Origin of the sequence: Collinsella sp. LCP19S3_D3 (genome assembly GCF_052121455.1) — a bacterium.
In the GTDB taxonomy this organism is placed as follows: Bacteria; Actinomycetota; Coriobacteriia; order Coriobacteriales; family Coriobacteriaceae; genus Collinsella.
The window spans coordinates 122,244-138,548 of the sequence record NZ_JBQKEF010000001.1; the positions used below are offsets into that span (position 1 = coordinate 122,244).

The following is a 16,305-nucleotide window of genomic DNA, read 5'->3' on the forward strand; positions in this document are numbered from 1 at the left end:
CCTGTCCCTTTTTGGCAGGTTAGAACAAGAATCCGAGGACGATGAGGGCAATGCTGGCAATAAGTATGGCAATGTCCATGCCCTTAATGGGATAGCGCTTGTACGAGCTCGCGCGCGTACGCAGATAAAAGCCACGTTGCTCGGCCGCCAGGGCAGTGGCATCGGTCTTGCCCACGGAGCTCACCAGCAGCGGCACGCAGAGCGGTAGCATGAGCTGGATCTTCTTGAGGGGGTTCTTGGTGTCGTATTCAACGCCGCGCGCGGTCTGCGCCTCCATGATGGCGTTCATCTCCTGGCTAAAGACCGGTACAAAGCGCAGTGCCGTGGTAAACGTGAACGCATAGCGGTACGGCACGTGCAGCACCTCCACGCAAGCGTTAGCGAGATCGCCGAGCTGCGTGATGGTGAGCATGAGGATGAGCGGCAGCGCCACGCCGAGCAGGCGAAGCGCCGCCTTGGTGCCGGTGATAAGACCATCTGTGGTAATCCAGGCAAAGATGGGGGCTCCGGTGCGGATAAAGGCGGTCTGCAGGACCAGCATGATTAGTGAGAGCGGCACCATGAGCTTGACGAGCGAGACGAGGCCTGCGGTCGATTTGGCGTAGATGCCCAAGATAAAAGTCAGCACAAGCAGGGCGATCAGGAGCACATAAGTGTCGCCGAGGAAGGTCGCCAAGATAATAGCCGCGGCCAGGGCTAGCTTGGTCACGGGGTTCAGCCGGTGCAGCAGTGAGTCTCCGGGCACGTAGTCGATCACGTTAGTCATGCTTGAGCATCTCCTTTACCAGGTCGACCAGATCGGAGACCTGACTGATTCCGGCGAATCGGGGCGAAACGTCGCGCGCGAGTTCTTTGGACAGGGCCACAACCTGCGGTGGCTCCACGTAGGCGGCGCGCATGAGGGCATCGTCGGCGAAGATCCGGTTCGCGTCGCCGCGCTCGAGGATGCGTCCGTCTGCCATGACTACCAGGCGCTGGGCAAAGTCCGAGACGACCTCCATGTCGTGGCACACCATGATCACGGCGCAGCCGCGCTCGGCCATCTCGCTCACCGTCTCCATCACGGTCATGCACTCGCGGTAATCGAGGCCGCTCGTGGGCTCATCGAGCAGAACCACCTGTGGGTCGAGCACAACCACGGACGCTAGGGCGACCATCTGTCGCTGTCCGCGCGAAAGCGAGAACGGCGATTCGTCCAAGGGGAGCCCAAAGCGCTCCGCCGCCACCCGTGCACGCTGGCGGGCCTCGTCGGTGCCGACACCGTGCAGTTCAAGACCAAAGGCAACTTCGTCGAGTACGGTGTCGCGGCAGAGCTGGCGGTCGGGGTTCTGGAACAGCGTCGCGCATTTTGCAGCGATCGCGCTGGTGGGGACGTCGGCGGTGTTCATCCCCGCCATACGCACGGTTCCCGACGCAGGATGCAGAAGGCCGTTCAACAGCTTGGTGAGCGTGGTCTTGCCAGCACCGTTCTGGCCGATGATGCCTACGAGCTCGCCGGGATAGACGCACATGTTGAGGTTGCTGACCGAGGCACCGCCATGGGGGTAGGCAAAGGTCACATCGGTGAGTTCGACTACTGGCTCCTGATTGACGCCGCGGGGGACCGTCGGGATATGGGGAGAGGTCTCGGGCACATCGGCGGGCGCGTCCTTGCTCGTTGCATCCGCAAGTAAGGACGAGATAAGCTGGTGCGCTTCGGAAACATTGAGGCAGGGCGCCTGATCGCTCGGCAACAGACCCACTTCTGCCAGGCTGTTTGCGATGCGCGCGACGCGGGGACTGTCGACGCCCATCTGGCGCAGCTCGCTTGCGTGGGCAAAGACCTGGTGGGGTTCGCCGTCAAACGCGAGCTTGCCGTCTGCCATGACGAGGACGCGGCTGCAGTATTTCGACAACAGCGCGACCTTCTGCTCGATAACAACCACGGTGATGCCGTGTTCGCGGTTGATCTGGCGCAGCGTGTCAAAAACGAGCGTGGAGCTTGCCGGGTCGAGCGCTGCCGTGGGCTCGTCGAGCACGAGCACGTTGGGCGCCATGGCGATGATCGCGGCGATTGCGACTTTCTGCTTCTGCCCGCCCGAAAGCGTGGCAATCTCGCGGTGGCGCAGGTCGCTAATGCCGACGGTCGTCAGCGTCTGGCTGATGCGCTCCTCGATTTGATCGTGCGGTATGCCAAAGTTCTCGAGGCCAAAGAGCATCTCGTCTTCAACGATGGGCGCAACCATCTGGGCATCGATGTCCTGCAGCACGCTTCCCACCACGCGCGAGATATCCGTGAGGGTGATCTCGCAGGTGTCGCGGTCATCGACGAGCGTGGCTCCAAAGAGCTGGCCGGTGTAATGGTGGGGGATGGCTCCGCTCATAACGGCGGCAAGCGTCGATTTGCCGGCGCCTGAGGGGCCGATGACGCCCACAAACTCACCCTTTTCGATGGCGAGTGAGACGTGATCGAGGGCATTCTGCGCCTCGTGCCCATAGGAAAATGAGACGTCATCGAGCTTGATGATGGTATTGCTGGAGCTCATGGGGGCCTTTCTATCGTAAAAGAGCACCGGCCGCAAAACGACCGGCGGTCTACATGGTAGCAAGTATTACTACTTGGAGAAGACCTTCTTGAGCGGAATGCTGAGGGCCTGGACCAGGATGGCGTTGAAGACGGCGGTGCCTGCGTGTGGCTTGTCGGCTACTTAGTCGTTGAGCTTGAGGGCCTTCTTGATGGGGATGTAGAGGGCGGTCACGATGATGGCGTTGGCAACACCGGTGGCGACGACGACAGGAGCCATGACGCCCATGAAAGCCGGGTTGTTCATGACGCCAAAGGAGAAGATCGCCGCGTAGATCATGCCGGAGATGAAGGTGACAACAAAGGTGCTGACGAGCGGGAGCAGGCCCTTGACCTTGGAGTCGGCGAGCACGGAGACGAGCAGAGCCATGACCATGGCGGCGACGGGCTCGGCGATCAGGTCGGGGCCCTTGACGGAGGCGGTGATTTGGATTACAACGCCGGCGAGGAGGCCGATAATCGCGGATTGGCCGATGTTGGGCTTGACGATGAGAATCTCGAGGCAGAAAGCCGCGATGATGAACTCGGGCGAGAGGAAGCCTCCGGTGAGGCCGCTAAAGAACTTGGAGACGGTCATGTTGAGGACGAAACCGGCGGCGAGGAGGATGGCATAGAGAGTGAGTGCCTTGAGGTCGAGTTTGCCGCGGTCAGTGGTCTGGACGGTGCGGGGCTGGGCGGTGGTGTTCTGAGACATGTTGAAAATCCTTTCGGAAGGGGAGTGCAAGGGAAAAGCGGAGGCGCGTGATGCGAATGCGATCGGGCTCGAGATAGAAAAAGGCCCCCGGTCGAAACCGGAGGCCTTTCAATCACCTAGAGCGCAAAAACAGGCGTGAGGGACTCACTGTCGACCGATCGTATTCGCATCACGCCACCACCAGTTGTTGAGGGACTTCATCGCGTTCTTCATCTTGGTGGCTCCTTTCGTGATGCCATGGCGCAGTCGCACCTTGTTTCTGTTGCGTTGCACTATAGCACAGCAAAGTGTTTGCGGGGAATCTTTTTTGAAAGATTTCAGCGACGTTTCCCGCCGGTCGAAGGGGCGGGCTGAGCGGGGGGCGACCTTGGCCATCCCGCCCGCGCCTTAAGGTGTGGGGTTCTTAGGCCTTCTTGCGACGATAGATCACGAAGCCACAGACACCGATGATGATGGCGCCAACACCCATGGCGGCCATGTTGTTGCCCTTGGACTTCTCCTCGGTGATTGGATGAATATCATACCAATGTGGATTTACTTCTTTCGGCGGTGAATCAGGTTGATGGCGTAGCCCACGAGCAGGGCCAGAACGATGACGATAAAGCCAAGGATAGGGTTGTCGTTCACGGGGCTCTCCTATTTTCCGAGTGGTGAGAATTCGTCGACGATGAGGTCGAGGCATTGCGGAAGCGCGCGGGCGCCAAAGACACCGGAGTTGCTGGAGATGATCTCGCCATCGAACTGCATGCCCAGCGACGGCGTGCAGGTAATCTTGGCTTCCTTGGTCTGGATAATCTTAAACTGCGGGCGGCCGAGCACCTTGCCGGCGGGGTCGAGCGCGGCGGTGATCACCGTGGGGAGCAGCTGCACCGTGCGCACGGGTTCAATAACGACGATGTCGACCATGCCGTCGTTCATGCGGCAGTTGGGGAACAGGTTGATGTCGTTTTGGATGACTGAGGTATTGCCCGCCATGCAGCAGATGCCGTCGAGCTCCTCGACCATGCCGTCGTGTTCAATGGTAAAGTGCGCCACCGTGGGGTTGGGCGTGGCGAGCGCGGAGAGGAAGTAGGCGATCTCGCCAATGTCGTTTTTGGTGGGGGCGGCCTTCATCATGATCTCGGCGTCGAAGCCCGAGCCGGCGATGATGATAAAGCCGTGGCGCTTCTCGTTACCGTTCTCGTCGATCCAAAAGAGCTCACCCATGTCCACCTTGACCGTGCGGCCGGCGCGGCAAGCCTTGGCAAGCGCCGCCGCCTCGGGGGCATTACCGATGTTGTTAAAGAACAGGCAGGCCGTGCCGGAGGGGAAGATGAGCGTAGGGACACCGCACCCGCGCATCTGGTCGAGCACGTTGGAGACGGTGCCGTCGCCGCCCGAAACGACTACGCGGTCGAACTCACGAACGTCCGCTACCGCGTCCTCGGGCTCCATGCCATCGCCGATAAAGCGCATTACGACCTCGTCGCCGCCCTGTGCAAGAGCGTGCGTGAATGCGTAGATTTCATCGGAGCTGGGACCCGATGCCGGGTTGTGGATGATAAGGCAGCGCATACTTACGTTCCCGTTCTGTGACTAACCGAGTATAGTTGTAGGGCAATGCCGATATCCTACCCGTGTTTTTCGGGCTTAACCTTATTCGATGGGTTGATATGTACATTTCCACACATCAGGCTCTACTCGACTTTTGTCAGCGCGCTCGTGAGTTCGACGCGATTGCCGTCGATACCGAGTTTTTGCGCGAGCGCACGTTTCATCCGCGCCTGTGCCTGGTTCAGATTGCCACCCCTGCCGAGAGCGTCGCGGTCGATCCTTTGGTGATCGACGACTTATCGCCGCTGGCCGAGCTTATGGCCGACGAGAGCGTGGTCAAGGTCTTCCACGCCTGCTCGCAGGATATGGAGGTTATGCTCCACACCGTGGGCGCGCTGCCGCGACCGATTTTTGACACGCAGGTCGCCGCCGCCTTTTTGGGTGAGCGCCAGCAGATTTCCTACGGCGCGCTCGTTCAGACGTTCTGCGGCGTATCGCTGCCCAAGACCGAGTCGCTGACCGATTGGTCGCGCCGCCCGCTGAGCGATAAGCAGATTGAGTACGCGATCGATGACGTCAAGTATCTGATCGTCGCCTATACCGAGATGATGAGCCGCCTGCGCGAGCTTGGCCGCGTGGATTGGGTGCTCGACGAGTTGCGCCCGCTGGCCGACGAGTCGCACTACCGCGCCGACCGCCATGAGGCATTCCGCAAGGTCAAGCGCATCAACTCGTGTAGCCGCCATCAGCTGGGCATTGCGCGCGAGCTTGCCGCCTGGCGCGAGGACCGCGCCGAGCGCCGCAACATCCCGCGCAAGTGGGTCATGTCCGACGATACGCTGCTGGCGCTCGTCAAGCGCAATCCCGTGCGCGTTGAGGAGTTCCGCAGCATCCGCGGCACCGATCAACTGGGGGAGCGCGATGTGGACGGCGCGCTCATGGCCATCAAACGCGGCGCGAGCTGCCCGCACGATCGCCTGCCGCTCATGGTGCGCGGACATCGCCAGATCTCTCCGGAGCTGGAGAGCGTGACGGATCTCATGTACGCGCTCATTCGCCTGGTTGCCGAGCGTTCGGGCGTGGCGACCTCGGTCATTGCCTCGCGCGATGACCTGGCCGACTATATTGAGCATCCCGAGCAGAGCCCTTTGCGCGAAGGTTGGCGCTTTGAGCTCGTGGGCTCGCGCCTGGACGATCTGCTCTCGGGCAACATGGGGTTGACGGTGAAGGACGGCAAAATCGAGCTCCTGTAGGTATATGGTTACGCGGTTTTACCAAACCGCGTAACAGCTCGACGCTGCAAACGGCCGAGAGCGGCAATCTGACGTTCAATCGTCGCTCGCGTACCAAAGTACGCGTCGCTTCTCTTTCACGTCACCTTGCTCGCTCTCGGCCGTTTTCGCTGACATTGCCAAAACATCGATGCTGTCTCGTTGGCTGGGCGAGTGGGTAGAATGCCTCCAACGTGTAACTCGATTCGGAGGAATTCGCATGCCCTATTACTATGGTTATGGCTTTGGCATCGACCCGCTGTACCTGCTGGTCGTCCTTGTTTGTACGGTGCTCGGTCTTGCCGCGCAGAGCTATATCAACTCGACGTATAAAACCTGGTCCAAGGTTCGCTCGGACGGCGACACGGGCGCTGCGGTTGCGCGCCGCATGCTCGACGCCAGCGGTTGCAATGCCGTGGGTATCAAGAGCGTTGCCGGTGAGCTCACCGACCATTACAACCCGCAGGATAACAACCTGTATCTCTCGGATGCCAACCGTTCGGGCGGATCGGTCGCAAGCGTTGCCGTCGCCTGCCACGAGGCGGGCCACGCCGCCCAGCGCCAAAGCGGCTATGCCATGATGAAGGTGCGCACTGCCCTGGTCCCGGTCGTCAACTTTACCCAGAACACCTGGACCATCGTGTTGCTCTTGGGCCTGTTTATGAACATTGCCGGGCTCACGACCCTCGCGCTGATCTTCTTCTCGTTTAGTGTGTTGTTCCAGCTGGTTACGCTGCCGGTCGAGATTGATGCCAGCCGCCGCGCCGTGGCGTACATCGAGCAGTCGGGCATGAGTTCCAAGCAGGTCAACGGTGCCAAGAAGGTCCTGACGGCAGCCGCGCTTACCTATGTTGCCGCAGCGCTCACCTCGATCATTCAGCTGCTCTATCTGATGGCTCGCTACAACAGAAACTCCAACCGATAACAAATTGGCTTGACAGGCGCCGCGGGGATTTGTGTCCCCGCGGCGCTGTACTATGTGTTGGACTTGAATTTGCGCAGGGCTGGAGCCTTTGTGCACGATAACGAAAGGAGGCTGCGTGGCAGGCTGGAATCTAACCGGCAATGCTGTTTCCGCTGAGTTTGACGGCTCGGACGATCAGGAGCGCAAGGAACTCAGCGTGAGCCAGGCGGTGGAGATCGCCGCCGGTGCACTCGATGCTATTCCGCAGCTGAGTGTTTTGGGCGAGGTCACGGGTTTCCGTGGCCCCAATGCCCGAAGCGGCCACTGCTACTTCCAGATTAAGGACGATTCGGCCGCCGTTGACTGCATCATTTGGAAGGGTGCCTATCTCAAGCGCACGTTCGATCTGCGCGACGGCATGCAGGTGAGCTTTAAGGGTAGCTTCAATCTCTATAAGCCCACGGGCCGCATGAGTTTTGTCGCCCGCTCGTTTTCGCTGGCGGGGGAGGGTCTGCTGCGTCAACAAGTGGCGCAACTGGCCGAAAAGCTGAGCCGCGAGGGCCTGATGGACGAAGCGCGCAAGCGCCGCATCCCGGTGTTCTGCTCGCGCGTGGCGGTCGTCACCTCGCTTTCGGGTGCCGTAATCGATGACGTCAAGCGCACATTGCGTCGTCGCAACCCACTCGTCGAGCTCGTTTGCGTGGGTGCCAAGGTTCAAGGCGAGGGTGCGCCGGCAGAGCTCATTGAGGGTTTGCGTCGCGCCGCTTCCATTACGCCGGCGCCCGATTGCATTTTGCTGGTGCGCGGCGGCGGCTCCTTCGAGGACCTCATGACCTTCAATGACGAGGAGCTTGCCCGCGCGGTGGCGGCTTGTCCTGTGCCCGTGGTGACCGGCATTGGGCATGAGCCCGATACCTCGATCTGCGACATGGTGAGCGACCGTCGCGCCTCCACGCCAACGGCGGCGGCCGAATCGGTGGCGCCGGCTATGACGGAGTTGGCCGACGTGCTTGAGACGCGCCATCAGCGTCTGGGCGCCGCGATGGCTTCGATGATCGGGTCGAATCAGGTCGATCTGGAAATGCTCGATCAGCGTGGTCGCCGCGCTTGGGACACCTATACGGCTCGTCTGGGCGACGCGCTCGATGCCGCCGCACGCCGTCCGTGCCTCAACGACCCCACATTTATGGTCGAGCGTCGCGAGTCCGAGCTTGCCCTGACGGCCGATCGTCTGTCCGGCGCCATAACGCGTTCGGTTGGGGCCTTCCGCTCCGACTTTGAGCGCCTGCCCGAGCGCTTGATCGCAAGCACCTCGGGGCTCGATGGCAAACTCCATGCGCTCACGCTTGCGAGCTCCCGTCTGGAGCATCAGGGGCGCACGATGCTCAGCAAGCCCGCGTCCGACCTGGGCCGAGCTGCTGCGTCGCTCGATGCCTTGTCGCCGCTCAAGGTGCTTGCCCGCGGTTACTCCATCGCGTACAGCGATGACGGTGTGGCTACGAGCGCCAAGAACTTTAAGCCGGGCGACGCTATTCGCGTGCGCATGGCGGACGGCAACGTGGCAGCAACCGTCAACGCGGTCGAGTAGACCGCGTTTCATAGTGATAGACCCTTAGGAAAGGAAACAGATATGGCAGAGAAGACCCCGGTCGAGCAGCTTACGTACAAGCAGGCCTCGCAGGAGCTGGAGCTCATCATCCGCAGCCTGGAGTCGGGCGATATGGAGCTCGAGGAGTCGCTCGAGAGTTATACCCGCGGCGTCGAGCTCCTCAAGAGCCTGCGTACCCGCTTGTCCGATGCCGAGCAGAAGGTCTCGGTGCTCCTTAAGGACGTCGACGGCAACGACGTGCTCGCCGACGGCGAAGCCGCCAACACCGACGACAACCTTTCGTTCTAACCACCTCGCAGCCTACTTTGGGGTAGTCTTTTTGGGACGGGGCTTTTTTGACTACCCTTGCGCGACGGCTCGCCAGGTGCCTGCGCTTGCGAAAAAGTAGTCAAAAAAGCCCCGTCCCAAAAAGACTACCTTGGTCTGTGAGAAAGGAACCAACCATGTGTGATTGCATCTTCTGCAAAATTGCCAACCACGAGATCCCCTCAACCGTCGTTTACGAGGACGATCAGGTCATCGCGTTCGACGACCTCAATCCCCAGGCGCCGGTCCACACGCTCGTAATCCCCAAGAAGCACTACAGCGACATCGCCGACAACGTACCGGCCGAGACCATGGGCGCCATGGCTCACGCCATCCAGGAGGTCGCTAAGGCCAAGGGCCTGGAGGACGGCTTCCGCGTCATCTCCAACAAGGGCGTCAATGCCGGCCAGACCGTCATGCACTTCCACATGCACGTCCTCGGCGGCAAAAACCTGGGCGAGAACCTCATCTGAGGACGCTTCTTCCGTGGGATGAGGCGAAAGCTTAGGCACCGATAACTTATATATCAACGCAATAAACCCGAGCGCGAGGGCGTTTGGGTTTATTATTGAAGCGTATGTAACCTGGCGGCGCCACACCGCCTGTTAGTAGGGAGACACATGAACGTTCTGGTCGTCAACGCAGGATCTTCGACGCTTAAGTATCAGGTCATCGATACCAAGTCCCACAAGGTTTCCGCAAAGGGCTCCTGCGAGCGCGTCTGCTTTACCGGCGGTACCTTCACCCACGCTGCCAACGGTTCCAAGAAGGTGACCGAGAACATCGAGTTCCCCGACCACAAGGTCGCCATCGAGGTCGTCCTGAAGGACCTCGAGGCCAACGGCGTCAAGATCGAGGGTATCGGCCACCGTATCGTTCAGGGCGGTTGGTACTTCGGCGATTCCTCCCTCGTCGACGAGGACGTCCTCGCCAAGATCCGCGAGGTCGCTCCGCTCGCCCCGCTGCACAACAACCCCGAGGCCAACGTTATCGAGTACTGCCTCGAGCAGTATCCCGACCTGCCCAACGTCACGGTCTACGACACTGCTTTCCACTTCAATATGCCCGAGGTCGCCAAGACCTACGCCCTGCCCAAGGACGTCTGCGACAAGCTGCACATCCGTAAGTACGGCGCCCACGGCACCAGCTACCGCTACATCTCCAAGAAGGTTGCCGAGATGACCAACGGCGAGGCTCGCAAGGTCGTCGTGTGCCACATCGGTTCCGGCGCTTCCCTGTGCGCTATCGAGGACGGTAAGTGCATGGACACCACCATGGGCTTGACGCCGCTCGACGGTGTCATGATGGGCACCCGCTGCGGCTCCATTGACCCGGCTACCGTGTGCTACCTGCAGCGCGAGGGCGGCTACACCTTCGACGAGGTCGACGAGATGATGAACAAGAAGTCCGGCCTTTTGGCTGTGACCGGCGGCAAGACCAACGACTGCCGCAACGTCGAGGAGCTCGCCGCTGCTGGTGACCCCGAGGCTCAGCTCGCCTTCGATATGTTCGTCTACAAGATTGCCGCCAAGGCTGCCGAGATGGCCACTTCCATGTGCGGTATGGACACCCTGGTCTTTACCGCCGGCATCGGCGAGCACGCTCCGGCTGTCCGCGCTGGCGTGGCCGACCGTCTGGCCTTTATGGGCGTTAAGATGGATCATGCCCGCAACGCCCTGCGTGGCGACGGCGCCTGGTGCCTGTCCGCCAAGGATTCCAAGGTCAAGATCTTCGTCATCCCCACGGACGAGGAGTTCATGATCGCTTCCGACGTCGAGCGCATCGTCAACGGCAAGTAATTGCAAGAGGGGAGGGGCTGGACGACCGAGCGCCGTTCGGCCCCTCTTTTGCGCTCGTTGGGCGATATGCTGATAGCTATTTATCAAGATATGATAACTTCTTATTAACATGCGGCCGCCTTAAGGGGTCTGCGTCGACCGTATTGCACTGCAAAGGAGTCTCATGAACGTACTTGTTGTCAACGCCGGCAGCTCAAGCCTTAAATATCAGCTTTTGGATACCGATACCCGCAAGGTTTTCGCCAAGGGCAACTGCGAGCGTATCGGATCGGACATGGGCGTCTTTGGCCACTCCGAGAACGGTGGCGCCAAGCAGACCGAGGAGGTCCCTTTCCCCGATCATCGCTCTGCTATCGCTCGTGTGCTCGAGGAGCTCGAGAAGACCGACTTTACGATTGATGGCATTGGGCATCGTATCGTTCAGGGCGGCTGGCACTTCGATGATTCCGCAGTCGTTGACGACGAGGTTATGGCCAAGATTCTTGAGGTGGCACCGCTTGCTCCGCTGCACAACTACGGCGAGGCCGCGGCAATCGAATATTGCCGCGAGAAGTATCCGGAGCTGCCCAACGTGGCCGTCTTCGACACCTCGTTCCACATGACCATGCCCGAGGTCGCCTACACCTACGCGCTGCCCAAGGACGTGTGCGACAAGTACCACGTGCGCAAGTACGGCGCACACGGTACGAGCCACCGCTACGAGTGGATGATGGCCAAGGAGATCCTGGGCTCGCGCTGCCACCGTCTGCTTTCGTGCCATCTGGGCAACGGTGCTTCGCTCGCCGCCATCGAGGACGGCGTGTGCCGCGACACCACGATGGGCCTCACGCCGCTCGATGGCCTGATGATGGGCACCCGTTGTGGTTCCATTGACCCGGCCACCGTGTGCTACCTCCAGCGCGAGGGCGGCTACAGCTATCAGGAAGTCGATGACATGATGAACAAGCAGTCTGGTCTGCTTGCCATCTCGGGTATCTCCAACGACGCCCGCGACATCCGCACGCGCGCCTCCGAGGGCGATGAGCGCTGCCTGCTCGCCTTCGACATGTTCGCCTACAAGGCCATGCAGCAGGCCGGTTCCATGATCGCATCCATGGCGGGCGTGGACACCATCACCTTTACCGCCGGTATCGGCGAGAACGACTGGTCGATCCGCAAGGCCATCTGCGACTGCTTTGAGTGGCTGGGCGTACGCATCGACAACAACAAGAACCGCGAGGCCGTGGGCAACGGCCCGCAGGTCATCAGCGCCGCCGGTTCCGCCGTCACCGTCATGGTCATCCCCACCGACGAGGAATACATGATCGCCCACGACGTCGAGCGTCTGACCGCGAACAACTAGCGTGCCGATTGCATGTAAACGAAAGGCCTCCGAAGCAACAGCTCCGGAGGCCTTTTTTACTAGCAGAAGGACAGCGGAAACTCCATCCCGTTTCGAGCACAAATTCTGGGACACGCTTTCCGGTTGAGGCACGTTGCGGAAAATGCGACCCACAACAAAGCAAAATTCCGTCCCACAGTTTCCCAAACAAGCCCCAAGCGGAAGCTGCATCCCACAATCCGCCCCCAAACCGGGACACGCTTTCCGGCACAACAACCGCCGAGGCCCTATCAGCCTTTCAAATCCAAAGCGACCATATCCGCATCGTTTGCCCCCCAGCAACGACACCCATCCGTTCAGGATTCTCAGCCCCAACTCGTAGCCAAGCCGCCGTCCACTCCAGATCCCTTGAGCACCACGTGGCGGCAGGGACCCTACAGGGTAAAGCTCTGAAAACATTCCGCAGGACGCATGAAACCCCCGCCGCACGAAGTGCGCAGCGGGGGTTTCATGCATGTCCGAGGACGTTTTCAGAGCTTTACCCTGTAGGGTCCCGAGGGGATACGTCCGCTAATCAGCCATCTGAGCCTGGACGGCGGTGATGGCCACGACACCCACGATGTCGTCGGCAGAGCAGCCGCGCGAAAGGTCGTTAACCGGCTTGGCGATGCCCTGCAGGATGGGGCCGTAGGCGTCGGCGCCGGCGAAGCGCTGGACCAGCTTGTAGCCGATGTTGCCGGCCTCGAGGTCGGGAAACACGAGCACGTTGGCCTTGCCGGCAACGGAGGAGCCGGGAGCCTTGAGCTGGGCGACGTTGGGGACGATGGCGGCGTCGAGCTGCAGGTCGCCATCGATGGCGAGCTCGGGAGCCTTCTCCTTGCAGAACTTCACGGCCTCCTGGACCTTCTTGGCGACCTCGCCGCCGGCGGAACCCATGGTGGAGTAGGAGAGCATGGCCACGTGCGGCTCAACGTTGCCCATGAAGGTGGACCAAGAGTGAGCGGAGGCGATGGCGATCTCGGAGAGCTCATCGGAGGACGGGTTGATGTTGAGGCCGCAGTCGGCGAAGATCAGCGTGCCGTCGGTGCCGAACTGCGGGGTGTCGGTGCACATCACAAAGAAGGCCGAGACCAGCTTGGTGCCCGGGGCGGTCTTGAGGATCTGCAGCGCGGGGCGCAGGGTGTCGGCGGTGGAGTGGCAGGCGCCGGAGACCAGGCCATCGGCATCGCCCATCTTGACCATCATGGTGCCAAAGTAGGTGGCGTCCATCACCTGGGCGCGAGCCTGCTCGATGGTGACACCCTTCTTGGCGCGGAGCTCGGCAAACTTCTGCGCGTACTCCTCGTGCTTCTCGGCATTGCGCGGGTCGATGACGGTAGCGCCGGGAACGTTGATCTCATCGGGGTTGCCCAAGATGACGATCTTTGCCAAGCCCTCCTCGATGATCTTGGTAGCTGCGATGATGGTGCGCGGATCTTCGCCCTCGGGCAGGACGATCGTCTTAAGGTCGGCCTTGGCGGCAGACTTCATACGGTTTAGGAAATCGCTCATGTTACTCCTTACAAGCGTTTCGCTAAGCTCCAGGCACCCGGCTGTCCACGAATAAACCCGCTGCTAGCGGGTTTACCTTTCAAATATGTACGCCGGGGTGCTTGAGCTTTCCTTGTGTGGCAAGCTCATTATAGGACGCATTAGCGCTATAATCGCTCTGATAAATATGTCTCGAAGAATGTTCGAGAAAAGCCCAGCTAACGAGCCCGTGGCTTTTGACAAGGAGTATCGATGCAGATTACCTCAGGCCTGCCTGAAGGCTTTAACGCCGGCGCATACGACATGATTGTCGTCGGTGCCGGGTATGCCGGTGCCGTTTGTGCCCGCCGTCTTGCCGAGACCATCGGCTATCGCGTTGCCGTTTTGGAGCGCCGTGGCCACATTGCGGGCAATGCTTACGACTGCTTTGATGAGGCCGGGATCCTGGTCCACGAGTATGGTCCGCACATTTACCATACCTTTAACGAGCGCGTCCACAATTTTCTGTCGCGCTTTACCAAGTGGACGGACTACCAGCACAAGGTGCTTGCCAATATCAACGGCACCCTTATGCCCGTGCCCTTTAACCACGCGAGCCTCAAGCTCGCCTTTGGCGATGAGCGCGGCGAGGAGCTGTATCAGAAGCTCGTGGAGACCTTTGGCAAGGACGTCAAGGTGCCCATCATGGAGCTGCGCAAGAAGAACGACCCGGATCTTGCCGAGGTCGCCGATTACGTCTACGAGAACGTCTTTTTGCATTACACCATGAAGCAGTGGGGCCAGACGCCCGACCAGATCGATCCCTCGATCACCGGCCGCGTTCCCGTCTTTGTGGGCGACGATGACCGCTATTTCCCGCAGGCTCCCTTCCAGGGCATGCCGCAGGACGGCTATACCGCGTTGTTCGAGCATATGCTCGACCACGATCTGATTGATGTGTTCTGCGACGTGGACGCCCGCGACCTCTTTGAGATCGACGAGACCACCGTTAAGATCGACGGCAAGGTCTATGGCGGCGAGATCGTCTACACCGGTCCGCTCGACGAGCTGTTCAACCTCGACTTGGGCGCTCTGCCGTACCGTACGCTCGACATGAAGTTCGAGACGCTCGATATGGACCAGTTCCAGCCCGTGGGCACCGTCAATTACACCACGAGCGAGGATTACACGCGTATCACCGAGTTCAAGAACATGACTGGTCAGGTCCTGCCCGGCAAGACCACCATCATGAAGGAGTATTCCAAGGCCTATACGCCCGGCTCGGGTGAGACGCCCTATTACGCCATTCTGGAGCCCAAGAACCGCGAGCTCTATGAGCGCTATCTTGAGCGCGTCCAGAACCTGACGAACTTCCACCCGGTGGGTCGCCTGGCCGAGTATCGTTACTACGATATGGATGCCGTGACCAACTCTGCCCTCGATCTTTCGGATGAGATTATCGCCTGCCATGCATAAAGTCATATCATTCGGTATTCCCTCGTATAACGCCGCCAAGGACATGGACCATTGCATCACCTCCATTCTGGAGGGGAGCAATTACGCCACCGATATCGAGATCATCATCGTCGATGACGGTTCCAAGGACGAGACGGCAGCTAAGGCCGATGAGTGGGAGGCGCGTTACCCCGGTATCATCCGCGCGGTGCATCAGGAGAACGGCGGCCACGGCATGGCCGTCCTCTCGGGCCTGCGCGAGGCGCAGGGCACCTACTACAAGGTCGTCGACTCGGACGACTGGCTCGACGGTGCGGCGCTTTCGACCATGCTTTCGATTCTGCGTGGCTTTGAGGAGCGCGACCAGCGCGTCGATTTGTTTATCTCGAACTATGTGTACGAGAAGGTTTACGAGGGTACGCATACCGCTATTGGTTACAAGTTCGCCCTGCCGCGCAAAAAGATCTTTACCTGGGACCAGATTGGCCATTTCCGTCTGGACCAGAATTTGCTCATGCACAGCCTGTGTTATCGCACGGATGTGCTGCGCGCGTCCAATCTGCCTATGCCGCCGCACACGTTCTATGTAGACAATATCTACGCCTATGTGCCGCTGCCGCGCTGCAAGACCATGTACTACGCCGACATCGACCTCTATCGTTATTTTATCGGTCGCGAGGGCCAGAGCGTCAACGAGGCCACGATGGTCAAACGTCTGGACCAGCAGTTTCGCGTGACGCGCATTATGATGGAGTCGTTCCATCTGTACAGCGATGTCGAGTCGTCGCGTCTGCGCGCGTACATGATGGGCTATTTCACCATGATGATGGCAATTTGTTCGGTGCTAACCAAGCTTTCCGATGAGGATTGCGCCGACGAGCGCCTGACGACATTGTGGAGTGATTTGAAGGCCTACGACGAGCGTATGTATCGTCGTGCACGCTACGGTGTGGTCGGCTTCTTTACCAACCTGCACGGGCGGGCTGGAGACAAAACCACACTCGGCCTATACCGTCTTGCCTCAAAGATCTTCAAATTCAACTAGCTGTTGAGTAATCGCTGCTGATAGGTTGACTGGGCCCCTTGGCCTTTAGTTTGCTACTGCGAACAGTCCTGCTCGCACGGAAAGCACATTAAGTGCTTTCCGGCTCGTGCGGAACTTGTATCAAACTAAAGGCCAAGGGGCCTTTGCTATAAGAATCGATTGTCAGGCTGTCTGAATTTGAAGATCTTGGACGCGCGGTACACAGGGGCCTGGGCTGAAAGAGATCTTGTTGAGTAGGTTACCCGGTTGGCCTTGGTTATGTTTGTCGCGAGTTCCGCACGAGCCGAAGAGCACTT

15 protein-coding genes are annotated in these 16,305 nt (G+C 59.9%); 9 read left to right on the forward strand and 6 right to left on the reverse strand.

Features of this window, described 5'->3' with window-relative positions:
- Positions 1-19: 19 nt before the first annotated feature.
- The 5 genes from ACTQXM_RS00610 to ACTQXM_RS00630 all read right to left on the reverse strand — a co-directional run bounded on the left by ACTQXM_RS00610 (position 20) and on the right by ACTQXM_RS00630 (position 4,811).
- The gene (locus ACTQXM_RS00610; protein ID WP_427727867.1) at positions 20-766 is read right to left on the reverse strand and encodes an energy-coupling factor transporter transmembrane component T family protein; all 747 of its coding nucleotides are present in this window, start codon (positions 764-766) and stop codon (positions 20-22) included.
- The gene (locus tag ACTQXM_RS00615; protein ID WP_441536826.1) at positions 759-2,525 is read right to left on the reverse strand and encodes an ABC transporter ATP-binding protein; all 1,767 of its coding nucleotides are present in this window, start codon (positions 2,523-2,525) and stop codon (positions 759-761) included. Before ACTQXM_RS00615 ends, ACTQXM_RS00610 begins: the two co-directional genes overlap by 8 nt.
- Before the next feature lie 162 nt (positions 2,526-2,687).
- The gene (locus tag ACTQXM_RS00620; RefSeq protein WP_427794869.1) at positions 2,688-3,257 is read right to left on the reverse strand and encodes a tryptophan transporter; all 570 of its coding nucleotides are present in this window, start codon (positions 3,255-3,257) and stop codon (positions 2,688-2,690) included.
- 144 nt (positions 3,258-3,401) lie between these two features.
- Positions 3,402-3,632: a hypothetical protein gene (locus tag ACTQXM_RS00625; RefSeq protein ID WP_441015732.1), complete on the reverse strand. Its 231-nt coding sequence runs from the start codon at positions 3,630-3,632 to the stop codon at positions 3,402-3,404.
- 261 nt (positions 3,633-3,893) lie between these two features.
- Positions 3,894-4,811, reverse strand: a complete 918-nt coding sequence (locus ACTQXM_RS00630) for a diacylglycerol/lipid kinase family protein (RefSeq protein WP_427727874.1) — start codon at positions 4,809-4,811, stop codon at positions 3,894-3,896.
- A 98-nt stretch (positions 4,812-4,909) separates the two neighbouring features.
- Between ACTQXM_RS00630 and rnd the strand changes: the two genes are divergently transcribed.
- The 7 genes from rnd (at position 4,910) to ACTQXM_RS00665 (ending at position 12,021) form a co-directional block, all read left to right on the forward strand.
- The gene (gene rnd / locus ACTQXM_RS00635) at positions 4,910-6,043 is read left to right on the forward strand and encodes a ribonuclease D (protein WP_154517283.1); all 1,134 of its coding nucleotides are present in this window, start codon (positions 4,910-4,912) and stop codon (positions 6,041-6,043) included.
- Between the two features lie 238 nt (positions 6,044-6,281).
- The gene (locus ACTQXM_RS00640; RefSeq protein WP_441536827.1) at positions 6,282-6,986 is read left to right on the forward strand and encodes a zinc metallopeptidase; all 705 of its coding nucleotides are present in this window, start codon (positions 6,282-6,284) and stop codon (positions 6,984-6,986) included.
- 115 nt (positions 6,987-7,101) lie between these two features.
- Positions 7,102-8,553: an exodeoxyribonuclease VII large subunit gene (gene xseA, locus ACTQXM_RS00645; protein ID WP_441536828.1), complete on the forward strand. Its 1,452-nt coding sequence runs from the start codon at positions 7,102-7,104 to the stop codon at positions 8,551-8,553.
- 42 nt (positions 8,554-8,595) lie between these two features.
- Positions 8,596-8,862, forward strand: coding sequence for an exodeoxyribonuclease VII small subunit (gene xseB, locus ACTQXM_RS00650; RefSeq protein WP_006234311.1), 267 nt, complete (start codon positions 8,596-8,598; stop codon positions 8,860-8,862).
- A gap of 155 nt (positions 8,863-9,017) precedes the next feature.
- A complete protein-coding gene (locus tag ACTQXM_RS00655) occupies positions 9,018-9,353 on the forward strand; it encodes a histidine triad nucleotide-binding protein (protein WP_035137921.1) in 336 nt (111 codons plus the stop codon).
- A gap of 147 nt (positions 9,354-9,500) precedes the next feature.
- Positions 9,501-10,679, forward strand: a complete 1,179-nt coding sequence (locus ACTQXM_RS00660) for an acetate/propionate family kinase (protein WP_006234305.1) — start codon at positions 9,501-9,503, stop codon at positions 10,677-10,679.
- A 163-nt stretch (positions 10,680-10,842) separates the two neighbouring features.
- Complete coding sequence (locus ACTQXM_RS00665) at positions 10,843-12,021, forward strand: acetate/propionate family kinase (protein ID WP_441536829.1); 1,179 nt, start codon at positions 10,843-10,845, stop codon at positions 12,019-12,021.
- A gap of 549 nt (positions 12,022-12,570) precedes the next feature.
- Here the strand turns inward: ACTQXM_RS00665 and pta are convergent.
- Positions 12,571-13,551 carry a phosphate acetyltransferase gene (gene pta / locus ACTQXM_RS00670; RefSeq protein ID WP_441536830.1) on the reverse strand — a complete coding sequence of 327 codons (981 nt, stop codon included), beginning with the start codon at positions 13,549-13,551 and terminating at the stop codon, positions 12,571-12,573.
- 231 nt (positions 13,552-13,782) lie between these two features.
- Here pta and glf point away from each other — a divergent pair, with 231 nt between their 5' ends.
- Both glf and ACTQXM_RS00680 read left to right on the forward strand, forming a co-directional pair.
- Positions 13,783-14,985 carry a UDP-galactopyranose mutase gene (gene glf, locus ACTQXM_RS00675; RefSeq protein ID WP_427794872.1) on the forward strand — a complete coding sequence of 401 codons (1,203 nt, stop codon included), beginning with the start codon at positions 13,783-13,785 and terminating at the stop codon, positions 14,983-14,985.
- Entirely contained in the window at positions 14,978-16,009 is a 1,032-nt protein-coding gene (locus ACTQXM_RS00680; protein ID WP_441536831.1) for a glycosyltransferase family 2 protein, read from the forward strand. Before glf ends, ACTQXM_RS00680 begins: the two co-directional genes overlap by 8 nt.
- Positions 16,010-16,305 lie beyond the last annotated feature (296 nt).